At 38.1% G+C, this 11,988-nt stretch carries 10 protein-coding genes; 5 read left to right on the forward strand and 5 right to left on the reverse strand.

Features of this window, described 5'->3' with window-relative positions; genetic code table 11:
• Positions 1-2 precede the first annotated feature (2 nt).
• From JL102_RS06295 to JL102_RS06315, 5 genes are all read right to left on the reverse strand, one after another.
• Positions 3-1,379 carry an alpha-amylase family glycosyl hydrolase gene (locus JL102_RS06295; RefSeq protein ID WP_202243415.1) on the reverse strand — a complete coding sequence of 459 codons (1,377 nt, stop codon included), beginning with the start codon at positions 1,377-1,379 and terminating at the stop codon, positions 3-5.
• Positions 1,380-1,389: 10 nt separating this feature from the next.
• Positions 1,390-3,816 (reverse strand): glycoside hydrolase family 31 protein, encoded by a 2,427-nt coding sequence (locus JL102_RS06300; protein ID WP_202243416.1) that lies wholly within the window; start codon positions 3,814-3,816, stop codon positions 1,390-1,392.
• A gap of 272 nt (positions 3,817-4,088) precedes the next feature.
• The gene (locus JL102_RS06305) at positions 4,089-5,879 is read right to left on the reverse strand and encodes a TonB family protein (protein WP_202243417.1); all 1,791 of its coding nucleotides are present in this window, start codon (positions 5,877-5,879) and stop codon (positions 4,089-4,091) included.
• Positions 5,872-6,249, reverse strand: coding sequence for a BlaI/MecI/CopY family transcriptional regulator (locus tag JL102_RS06310; protein WP_202243418.1), 378 nt, complete (start codon positions 6,247-6,249; stop codon positions 5,872-5,874). The genes JL102_RS06305 and JL102_RS06310 overlap by 8 nt, the downstream gene beginning before the upstream one ends.
• 117 nt (positions 6,250-6,366) lie before the next feature.
• Positions 6,367-7,026 carry a DUF4159 domain-containing protein gene (locus JL102_RS06315; protein ID WP_202243419.1) on the reverse strand — a complete coding sequence of 220 codons (660 nt, stop codon included), beginning with the start codon at positions 7,024-7,026 and terminating at the stop codon, positions 6,367-6,369.
• 125 nt (positions 7,027-7,151) lie between these two features.
• Between JL102_RS06315 and JL102_RS06320 the strand changes: the two genes are divergently transcribed.
• The 5 genes from JL102_RS06320 to alr all read left to right on the forward strand — a co-directional run bounded on the left by JL102_RS06320 (position 7,152) and on the right by alr (position 11,988).
• Positions 7,152-7,625 carry a MarR family winged helix-turn-helix transcriptional regulator gene (locus JL102_RS06320; protein WP_202243420.1) on the forward strand — a complete coding sequence of 158 codons (474 nt, stop codon included), beginning with the start codon at positions 7,152-7,154 and terminating at the stop codon, positions 7,623-7,625.
• A 106-nt stretch (positions 7,626-7,731) separates the two neighbouring features.
• Complete coding sequence (locus JL102_RS06325; RefSeq protein ID WP_202243421.1) at positions 7,732-9,177, forward strand: sodium:solute symporter family protein; 1,446 nt, start codon at positions 7,732-7,734, stop codon at positions 9,175-9,177.
• 46 nt (positions 9,178-9,223) lie between these two features.
• Complete coding sequence (locus tag JL102_RS06330) at positions 9,224-9,664, forward strand: GNAT family N-acetyltransferase (protein WP_237390488.1); 441 nt, start codon at positions 9,224-9,226, stop codon at positions 9,662-9,664.
• Positions 9,665-9,680: 16 nt separating this feature from the next.
• Entirely contained in the window at positions 9,681-10,841 is a 1,161-nt protein-coding gene (locus JL102_RS06335; RefSeq protein WP_202243423.1) for an amidohydrolase, read from the forward strand.
• A complete protein-coding gene (alr, locus tag JL102_RS06340; protein WP_202243424.1) occupies positions 10,834-11,988 on the forward strand; it encodes an alanine racemase in 1,155 nt (384 codons plus the stop codon). Before JL102_RS06335 ends, alr begins: the two co-directional genes overlap by 8 nt.

Here is an 11,988-nt window from a genome sequence, read left to right on the forward strand (position 1 = left end):
CATTATTCAGCAATTAAAATATGAAACTGAAATGGTTTGAGCTGAAGATTGCCCTCAGCTTCGAGTGTCATCTTATCGTTTGTTATGTAATCTTTATAATTACCGGCTATGCTACCAGGGGTGGTTATGCTTTGCTTTTGATCACTGAAGTTGATGATAGATACCACTTTATTGTTACCTTTGGTTCTGGAGAATGATACAACATGGTCATTGTTATCTTTAACTATAACAGGCATTGCTCCATATTCACCGCTCCATAAAGCGGGGTTGTCTTTACGTATCTGCACTAGTTTTTTGTAAAAGGGCTTTAATTTCTTAGGATCAGACCAGTCAATCGAGTCTTTATCAAAAAAGGCTAATCTCTTATCCATACCTACTTCCTGGCCGCTATAGATCATAGGAATACCATAAGCAGTAAATACAAATGCGGCAAATGCCTTATGGCCATCTCCATATCTTTCGAACACAGTACCTGACCAAGCATTTTCATCATGATTAGTAGTTAAGGTTAATCTGTAGGCTTTTTTGCCATATTCGGCCAAATCTTTTTGAACGAAAGTATTTAAGGCTTCTGCAGGCTCTTCTCCTTTAGCTACGGCCTCCGTAAGGTGCAGTAAGCCCCAGCTATAAGTTGCCTGAAACTCAAGGTGCATTCTGGGTTGATCCCATTCCGCTAACCAGAAAAGGTCTTTTAACGGGTTGAGCCTAGCTGTTGCTTCTTCCCAGAAATATAAGGGTATTTCATGGCCGGCGTGGTCGCATCTAAAGCCATCAATATCCACTTCCTTAATCCAATACTCCATTTCATCAATCATGGCTTTTCTGGTATCTGAATTAGTATGATCCAGTAGGGCTATGTCTGTCCAGTCAGCTTCATAAGTGATGTTACCCAAGCTGTCTTTTGCGTAGTATTCAGGATGAGATGTGATCCACGGATTATCCCAAGAGGTATGATTAGGAACCCAGTCTAGAATTACTACAAAATCCATATCATGGGCTTTTTTTACCAGGTCTTTAAAGTCATCCATGGTGCCAAATTCAGGATTGATGGTTCTGTAATCTTTGATGGAGTAATAACTGCCCAGAGCCCCTTTTCTGTTTTTTTCGCCTATAGGCTGAATGGGCATGAACCAGAGCATCTCTACGCCAAGGTCCTTTAGCTCTTTCAGGTGGTCTGCAAATGCATTGAAAGTGCCTTCAGGTGTAAATTGCCGCACATTCACTTCATAGATTGTCATATCTTTAGCCCTCTCGGGGAATGTAACTGCAGTGGCGTTTTTTGTTGATAGTTGAGAATCGGGAGATTGATTAGAGGTGTCTTTATGGCAAGCACCTAAAAAGAGTGTAAGTAGTGTGATTATATATAATGATTGTTTCATGAGGTAATATTTATTTAGACCATTGAATATTGATGGCCTCTGTAGTATTCGTGAATTCTATGCTTTTGAGTGCTTTAATTTCCGGTACAGTGTTTGGCTCTGTGTAAATAGGGTCAAAGTTAGAAACTGGCTTAATGAAGCTATATTGTTCTTCTTTTAACTCCATTCTATTTCCATTAACCTGAAAGGATTGATCTGGAAACCCATGAAGGAAAAGCTTTATGGTAGTAAATTGAGATGGATATATTCCGTTCTGTTCTGCAATTTTCAGTTCCTGATTTTCTGGCGAAAACTGAATAGTTCTTCTGCAAAAGTTCTCGTCTTGATAATTATAAGTTTCTCCATCGTCTTCATAATATTCAAATGAATTGAAAGATTTGCCATAGTAAACATGTAGTTCCAATGTGTTGCCTAAAGTATTAGTGTTATATTGTACTGATTGGGCCATTGGTATTATAGAGGAGGCTTTAACGTATAGTGGTAATATGTCTATCGGACATTCTATTATTTTCTCTTGTGCACCCTTAACCTGTTCGTCAGAGAAGAAGTGATACCAATGACCTTCAGGGAAATACACTTTGGTGAAATCTTTAGTGCTTTCTACTGGGGCTACCAAGATCGCAGGCCCAAATAAATATTGATTATGGTAGTTCTCTTCATAGATTTTTGAATCATGAGTATAGTCTATGGCCAGACTACGTGACAATGGCAGACCGCTTTGAGTAGCTTCATAAAAAAGGCTGTAGATGTATGGAAGAAGTCTGTAACGTAGTTGGATGTAATTTCTTGAAATTTCCTCTACTTCTTCTCCAAAAGCCCATGGTTCAGCATCCCGGGTATTAATGTTACTATGGCCTCTAAAAAAAGGAGAGAAGGCTCCAATTTGTATCCATCGGGCGAATAATTTTTCGCTGGCATTACCTACAAAACCACCAACATCATAGCCAGCGAAAGGTATGCCCGTTAGGCCCATGCTGTTCACAAGACGGGCTCCTAGCAGCATGTGCTCGTCACTGGCCGTGTTGTCTCCCGTCCATACGGCGGCGTAGCGTTGTATGCCTGAGAAGCCGGCGCGAGTGAGTACGAAAGGCCTTTTATTATTGAGCAGTGATTTGGAACCCTCAAAAGTACTTTTGGCCATGAGAAAGCCATATATATTTCTTCCTTTTCTGGCTGTGGCCTCTTCTCCTTCAAAGTGGAAGCGGATAAGGTCTGGTAGTTTTTGTCCCCAGGTGGCTATCTCATTCATGTCATTCCAAAAGCCATCTATTTCTAAGTCAGTATAAGCAGCAAACTGCTCTTTCCACCAGGTTCTGGTTTCTTCTTTAGTGAAATCTGGGAAATGGCACCAGCCTGGCCAAACCTGTCCTTCATATAATGAACCATCAGGATATTTTAAGAATAAGTTTTTGTCTTTAGCCTCTTCATATGATGGATAGCCTTCTTCTATTTTAATGCCAGGATCACACATTACTACTACATGAAAGCCCATATCTCTGAGCTTTTGTAGGATTTGCTGAGGGTTAGAAAACTTCTCTTTGTCCCAACTGAATATTTTGTAGTTATCCATGTAATGGATGTCTAAAACTATTACATCAGCTGGAATTTCTCTATCACGGAAATTTTGTGCTACATTAAGCACTTCTTTGTCTGGATAGTAGCTATACCTGCATTGCTGGTAGCCGATGCTCCAAAGTGGAGGAAGTTCCATGCGACCGGTAAGGTGCGAGTAAGAGCTGATAATATCTTTTACTTCCGCATGGTGGATGAAGTAGTAGTCCATGTCACCACTATCGGCTGAAAAGCTAGAGAACCTCCTGTTAGAAGCTCCGAAATTGAAATGAGTCTTGTGTGAATTGTCTAGAAAGATGCCATAACTCAGCTGGTTATGTATTCCCATATAAAACGGAGTGGAGCAATACAACGGGTCTGCATCTACAGGGTAGCCAAAGAAGTCTGTGTTCCAATGCTGATAGCCATGACCACGACGATCTAGAGGCCCTGTTTTTTCGCCTAAGCCTATGAATCTTTCCCCTTCCTGTAGTTTTTTGTAGGTAGTAACTTGCTCTCCGATCCAGGAGGCGCCAAAAGTATCATCTTCATTGATGGTTTGACCATCGGTAGTAAGGAATGTAAACCTGGTGCTAGCTTTGTCAATTTCTAGAACCAATGCTGACGTACTAATTATGACTCGTTCATCATTTTCCTCTACATGAAAATTCACCTCAATGGGATGTGCTATCACAGAATATGGGTTAGTGTCTTGTTTCTCCTCAGAGGAAATATGTATTCTGAAAATGTGATTCGTATATACAGTTATTTGGAAAGAAGCATGTGTAGTGGTGCCCTCAATACCATTCGCATGCTTATGGTAATTGAGTAATTTTCCCATGCCATGATCACTCGATTTTTTCCGAGTGGTTATTGATGAATGCATATAGTAGTAGCGTTTAATTAGACCTTTGTAAAGGTGTTTTTCATGATTATATGTGATCTAATGTAGTGTAAAAACATCGATTAAAGTGAGTATGGATAGTAAAAAGTTACGTAAACGTTTGCGCTTTCGGTTGCAGAGAGAAGTTGTGAAAATGATAAAATAAGAAAAGCCCCTAACTAGGGGCTTTTCTTATTAAGAGTATTGATAAAGGTAAGTTAGTTTACCCAGTTAAAAAGTTAAATTTAATTGGGCTATTGAAGGCAAAAGGTGAGCTAGCATTTTTCAAGGGAATAGCTAGTGGTTTGAAAACCCATAAAGCTAAAAATTAGTTTATCCTTTGGAGTGTTGAGCTTTATCTTGAATGAGCCATCGATTGAAGATACTGATCCTTGATTAGTACCTTCAATTATTATGTTGGTACCAGCGAGCGGTTTGCCTTCTTTGTTCATAACGGTACCATATACAGTGAGGCCATCATGTTTAATGTCTAGTTTTATTTGGCTTTCTCCACTGTTCGACACTTCGTCTATGTTTATGCTTGATTGGTTATTGTCATTATCATCCAGTGCGAAAGTGATTGGCAAAATCAACTTTTGTTTTACTTTTACACCTCTTTCCAAGGCAGGCTTCCAGGTGATTTCCAGACTTGCTGCGTTCAATGCTCGCATGGCTTCATGGTCGCAGCCAGCGCCTATCCCTTTTACTACTTTAGTATCAGAAAGAAGCCCGTTTTCGTTTATGATAAATTGAACAAATACCTTTCCGGCAATTCCTTTTTTTCTTGCTTGTAATGGATATTTAATAATTTGACTTATTTTTTCATAGAGGTTTTCATACCCACCTTCTGGCATAGCGGGCTCTTCTACAATGGAGAAGACTTCGTCATCTGGTAAATTGGTAGCTTTAGCTATTTTTTTTAGCTGTCCATTTTGATTGACAATTACACCTATCATGCCTCTGTCTTCGTATTTTTTAATATATCCAATAGATTCAGGGTCAAGATTTTTGAATTTAATCATTGATTCTTCATTGTCAGCGTCGGTTTCCATGTAGGTGAAATTGGCTTCTGGGTATTCTTGTTGTAGTCGTGCTAATTCGCTCTGAAGTTCTTTAGGCACTTCGCGTTGATGTGCTGTAGACATAGCTTCTGTTGCTTCGCTAGCTGAGTCATCGTTACAACTGATACTAATAAAAAGTATGGTAACAATGGGAATAAGGGTTATCCATTTCCATGTTTTGAATTTACTTACTGGGGTGTTCATCATTTTTATTCGATTTAAAGTGAATGATTTGTTAAAGTGATGTGCCAGCCCCAGGCTCATTTGGTTCAGAGTGATTTTAGCGAGTAGATGACTATAATACTCTTTCGATGTTTTTTGTATTATGTGTTCATCAGCGAGATATTCGTGAGTATATTTTAACCTTAGTTTAAATACCCAAACTATTGGGTTAACCCAGAACATAGTCTTTATAAGTTCATAAAATACAATATCCCAGCTATGCTTTTGACGAATGTGCACCAGCTCATGATCTATAACTTTTTGCTTTTCATCATCGCTGAGTTTGATGCTGTTATCATAAAAGAGTAGTTTGAAAAAGGAGAAAGTAGGCAGTTGGCCATCAGTAAGAATAAAGGTAAAATGATCTTGTTTAAAAGCCTTTTTCGTTTTGCTTAGCCATAATATCTGGCAGATTTGAAAGAAGAATATTGTGATTAGAACAACACTTACTAACAAGTATAGTGTTGCCAGAATATGCAGCCAGTTATACGAATTTAGGATGTATAATAGTGAGCGTTTACCTGCAGAACCAAATATGGTAAGTTCAGGTAGTATAAATGTACTCTGAATGCTTTTTATGACTCCGGATCCGTTGGTACTTTGCTCGGTCATAAAACTACCTAAATTGATTAATGGTAAGGTAACCGATAAAAAGCCTGACCCAATGAGGAAGAACCTTATGAATCTATGATGATTATCCTTTTGAAGGCATAAGAAGTAGAAGGTGCCTAGTATCACTAAGCAAATGTTAGCTTCTACAAAATAGTTGATTATGTTATTCATCTTTATCTTCTTTAAGGTCATCCTTTACGTGCTTCATTAGCTCATCCATGTCATTAATATCCAGATCATTTTCCTTGGCAAAAAAGGATACTAGCTTTTCAAATGAGCCATTAAAATACCCTGAGAGAAAATTGTTAAAGTAAAATTTACTGTATTTGCTTTTTTCAATTATAGGGTAATACTCATAGGTTTTACCATAGGCTTTATGCTGCACAAAACCTTTTTGTTCTAATATTCTGATTATGGTGGATACAGTATTGTAGGCAGGCTTTGGGGCTGGCATTTTTTCTATAATATCTTTTACAAATGCTGTTTTTAGCTGCCATAAAATGTGCATCACCTGTTCTTCTGCTTTTGTTAGTTCTTTCATTTGTTTATCTTATTCGCGAATATGAAACTCAATATAGAACTAAAAACTTAGTTTTGCAACTATAAGTTTAGTTGATGAGAAGATAATTATTCTTATAATGTCTTAAAGCAATGTAAATTACTGGTATTGTGTGAAGCAGTAAGAGATGATGTTCGCGCCCATTTTAAGAGCTTCTTGCCTTTTTTCTTCCGGGTCGTTGTAGATAGCTTGGTCTTCCCATCCATTACCTAGGTCACATTCATAGCTATAGAAGCATACCAACCGACCTTTATACACTAAGCCGAACCCTTGAGACGGTTTGCCATCATGTTCATGTACTTTCGGAAGGCCATTAGGAAAATCATACTTTTGATGGTAGATGGGATGATCGAAGGGGAGTTCTACAAATTCTAACTCAGGAAATACCTTTTTCATTTCCAGCCTTATAAATTGATCAAGGCCATAGTTATCATCTATGTGCAAAAATCCTCCTGCTTCAAGGTATTTTCGGAGATTTTGTGCGTCACTATCTGAAAAAACTACATTTCCATGCCCTGTCATGTAGAGGTAAGGGTAGAGGAAAATATCCGGGCTGCCTACTTCCACATGCTCATCTTCAGCATGTAAATTGGTGTTAAGGTTTTTGTTGCAAAAATTGATTAGGTTAGGCAGGGCGGTTTTGTTACCATACCAATCACCACCTCCGTTATATTTCAGTTTAGCTATTTTTACCTTGCTCTGTGCTTGCAGAGTACCGGATAACATAATAAGCAACGCAAATGTGATGATCTTTTTCATAGGCATATCTTACTGTAAAGAAAAATAATCTTTTGTAGACTCTAAAAGTTTTCAAGGGTTTATTGTCTTTGCATATAGTTGGTCGTAGCCAAACAATCTACTAATTTTGAGTTAAAATAATGGTTTTGGATTCTACCAGCATTATAATAAATATCAGAAAACTAGTTCGCCATGTTAATCTTGAATCAAAAAAGATACAGAAAAATTATGGCATAAGCATTCCTCAGTTGCTCACTTTAAAGTATTTGCAGTTTCAGGAAGGAAATAAGGCTTCTCATGGCCAAATCACAAAGTATCTTAATTTGAACAACAGTACGGTTACCGGTATAGTGAATAGGCTTACCCTCAAAGGACTATTGAGTAAGGAGCAGGACCATAAGGATAAGAGGAAGGTATATGCCTTACTTACGCAGCAAGGCAAGAAGATGCTTAGCCGAACACCTCAGCTTATGCACGATGAACTGAGTGCTAAACTTTCTAAGCTTACTCCCCAAAAGCTAGAGCAGATAGAACAGGCATTTCAATTAGTGATTGAAGTAATGGGAATTGATGATGTTGATTCAAATCCATTGTTTGAAGTCGATGATGAAGAAAAATAAAAGATATTATATGATATAAGGCTGATTGAATGCTTAAAAAATGGTATTTATCATCTCATATCTATACTTTTGCTGTAAATTAGTTTCTGTAGAAAATAATTTCCATATGCATGCAATTGATCTTATCATTTTTGCCGTATACATGCTACTTATGCTTGGCGTGGGCTTTTTCTTCCTAAAGAAAAATAAAAATACAGATGATTATTACGTAGGAGGTAGAACCATGAGTCCATGGCATGTGGGTTTATCGGTGGTGGCTACAGATGTGGGTGGAGGTTTTTCTATTGGATTAGGAGGCTTAGGTTTCACTATGGGAGTGTCAGGGTCATGGATGCTATTTACAGGACTGATAGGAGCCTGGTTGGCTGCAGTGGTACTCATACCTAAGGTAAGCAAACTGTCGCAAGATTTAAACCTGCTTACTTTTCCACAGATTTTTGGTCACCATTATAATAAGCATGTGGCTTTACTGGCAGGTATAATTTCTGCTATTGGTTACTTAGGCTTTACTAGTTCACAAATATTGGCAGGTGCTAAGTTGGCCTCAGCCTCGTTTATAGAGCTAGATATGAACACGGCCCTAATCATTATGGGAGTGATAGCAATAGTATACACGGTAATGGGGGGGATGAAAGCGGTTATTTATACCGATACCATTCAGTGGATTATTCTAATGTCCGGCCTTGTTTTTATTGGGCTCCCTTTGGGGTATTCGGCTATTGGAGGTTATGACGCTATAGAGCAGACTCTTTCAGCAGATTATTTATCAATGACTAACCTTAGCTGGCAAACATTTGTTAATTGGGGTATAACCATAATTCCTATTTGGTTTGTAGGTATGACGTTGTATCAGAGAATATATAGCTGCAAGAGTGAGAAGGATGCTAAAAAAGCTTGGTTCATTGCCGGTATATTCGAGTGGCCCATAATGGCTTTTATGGGGGTTCTACTAGGGCTTTTTGCTCGTGTGGGTGCAGAACAAGGTATGTTTGAGCACTTGGGCTATGAAGGACTCGGCTCGTTGGATGCTGAAATGGGATTACCACTTTTGCTGAGAACGGTGCTGCCTGTAGGACTTATGGGCTTAATGATGTCTGCGTACTTCTCAGCCATTATGTCTACTGCAGATAGCTGCCTTATGGCTGCTTCAGGTAATTTACTTACTGATGTTTTTGGTAAATATTTTCATGTGAATAAAAGTGATAAAAGTATACTAAGAACATCTCAAGTACTTACACTAATTGTAGGAGTAGCAGCGCTGATTTTGGCCACTTACATGAAAAATGTATTGGAACTTATGCTGTATTCCTATGCGTTTATGGTTTCAGGCTTGTTCGTGCCGATTTTAGGAGCCCTGTTTATTAAAAACAGCAGTTCCCTGGCGGCTTTTTTGGCTATGCTTACAGGGGGTGTAGTCACCTTGGTGCTCATCCTTACTTCTACAGAGCTACCTTTAGGGCTTGATGCTAATATTTATGGAATAGCGGCTTCAGCTTTTGTATTTGTTACAGTAAATACATTTAGACAAAAACAGAAAGTAGAATTAAATTAAACTAATGAATAAAGTACAAGTTAATATAAAAAAAGACACGCAATATATGATTCAGTATAATATCCTCAGACCTGCTAACACCGTAGGACTTATTCAAAGAGAAGAGGTAGCTAATTTTTTGTTTAAACATTTGGATCAGTATGGAGATCCTAAAGAAGATATTTCAAAAGCAATTGATTACGCTTTGAATACGGGTGTTACCCCTGGAGGTTATGTAGTTACTGCTCGTAAAGATGGTAAGGTGATAGGAGCGGTAGTAGTAAATAGAACCGGAATGAAAGGATATATACCGGAAAATATTTTGGTTTATATAGCTATGGATCGTGATTATAGAGGGCAAGGTATTGGTAAGGAATTAATGAATAAAGCTATTTCCCATGCAGAAGGAGACATAGCCCTGCATGTTGAGCCTGATAACCCGGCCAAGATTTTATATGAGAAACTAGGTTTTACAAATAAATATTTAGAAATGAGGCTAAAAAAATAAGCCTCTAGTTTATATAATGATTTTAAAAGATTCATTCCTGCAAGAACTGCAGCAGTTAAGGCATGAACTTCATCAACACCCTGAAGTTTCTGGAGAGGAGCAGCATACAGCAGAAAGAATAACATCTTTCATTAAAAATTATGATCCTGATGAAGTAATTGATCATATAGGAGGGTATGGTTTAGCATTTGTTTTTAATGGCAGTGCAGCTGGGCCTACGCTTACTTTTAGAGCGGAGCTAGATGCGCTACCTATTCATGAAATAAATGAAGTTCCACATCGCTCTTTGTATGAAAATAAGGGGCATAAGTGTGGCCATGATGGCCATATGATTATGGTGGCAGCTTTGGCCAAGCTGCTGCATGATAACCGACCTGCAAAGGGTAGGGTTATCTTGCTTTTTCAGCCAGCCGAAGAAACGGGGCAGGGTGCCAGGTGGATGCTTAATGATCCGAAGTATAATCTAATTGAACCTGATTTCATTTTCGCATTACATAACCTTCCGGGGTATCCCGAAAATCAAATCATTCTAAAAGAAGGTACTTTTGCCGCTGCATCTAAGGGGCTAATTATAGAGCTAATCGGGAAAACATCTCACGCTGCGGAACCTCAAAATGGCAATAGCCCTTTGCGAGCCATGTCTGAGTTACAGTTATTTCTAAATGAACTCACTTTGCACACAGAGAATTTGCAGAATTTCTGTCTGGCTACGGTGGTACATTCGCGTTTAGGAGAAAGAGCTTTTGGTACTACTCCTGGTAAAGCAGAGGTAATGACTACCATAAGGGCGTATGAAGATAGTGATTTAGCTAAAATGGAAGCTACTGCTGTAGCTTTTGCTAATGAGTTAGGAAAAATGTATGGGCTCAAAGTAAATATTTCTGATACTGAAAGCTTTAGTTCTACACTTAATGATAAGAAAGCTGTGGATATGATTACAGAGGCTTCGGTGTTGGTAAGCAATGATATGGTTACTAAAGAAGAGCCTTTCCGTTGGAGTGAAGATTTTGGTTTATTTACTCAGTCTTGCAAAGGAGCTTTATTCGGCTTAGGAGCGGGTGTTAATACTCCAGATTTGCATAATCCTGACTATGATTTTCCTGATGAAATAACCGCTACTGGAGTTGCGGTATTTTATAACATTATTAATAACCTTTTAAATAAGGCCGATGCATGATACTTCATTTATCATGTTGGATTACGACGCTCTGTCGGCCAATATTGATTTTATTAAAAGCCATCTCAGGCCAGGAGTAAAGCTTTCCTCTGTAATAAAAGGAAATGCTTATGGACACGGTATTAGAGAGATGGTGCCTCTGCTGCAAAAATGCGGAGTGGATCATTTCTCTGTTTTTAGTGCTGTAGAGGCTCAAGCCGTTCATAAAATTACAGGTGCTGATTGTACTATCATGATCATGGGGCATATACATGATCATGATATTGAATGGGCCATTAAAAATAAAATAGAGTTTTTTGTTTTTGATTATGAAAGAGGTGCCGTAGCTATAGATATAGCTAAAAAAATAAAACAAACAGCGCGTATTCATGTTGAATTGGAGACAGGCTTCAATAGAACAGGCTTTAATAAAAAGGATCTTTTAAAGTTTATTAAGCTCATTAAGACTAATAAAGAGTATTTGCAAATTAGTGGCGTTTGTACTCACTATGCAGGTGCAGAAAGCGTTGCTAACTTTGTAAGGGTAAAAAAACAAATTAATAAGTATAATAAACTTTGTAAATTACTCTCAGATAATGGATTGGAAACAGGTTTAAGACATACTGCCTGTTCTGCAGCAGCCATGGCGTACCCCAAAACACAAATGGATATGGTACGAATCGGAATATTACAATATGGATTTTGGCCTAGTAAAGAGATATTGATTGATCATTTGAGTAAATCAAAAAATGCAGACAAACAAGATCCGTTAAAAAGAGTAATCACCTGGAGTAGCAGTGTTATGAGCTTAAAAGATGTAAAAACAGGAGATTTTATTGGTTACGGCACTAGTTTTTTGGCTCATCATGACATGCGTGTAGCTATAGTGCCAGTAGGTTATGCTCATGGTTATGGAAGAGCGTTGAGTAATCACGGCAGAGTTTTAGTGAAAGGAAACAGGGTGGGAGTAGTTGGAATGGTAAATATGAATATGATGATGATTGATATTACTGGAATACCCGAAGTAGAGAGAGGAACACCTGTTATTTTAATTGGAGAAGAAGATAATGTTACTATATCAGTGGCTTCTTTTGGTGAAATGAGTAATCAATTGAATTATGAGCTATTAACTCGTTTGCCATTAGATATACCACGATTAATAAAATAA

Source organism: Fulvivirga sediminis, assembly GCF_016757215.1.
Lineage (GTDB): Bacteria > Bacteroidota > Bacteroidia > Cytophagales > Cyclobacteriaceae > Fulvivirga > Fulvivirga sediminis.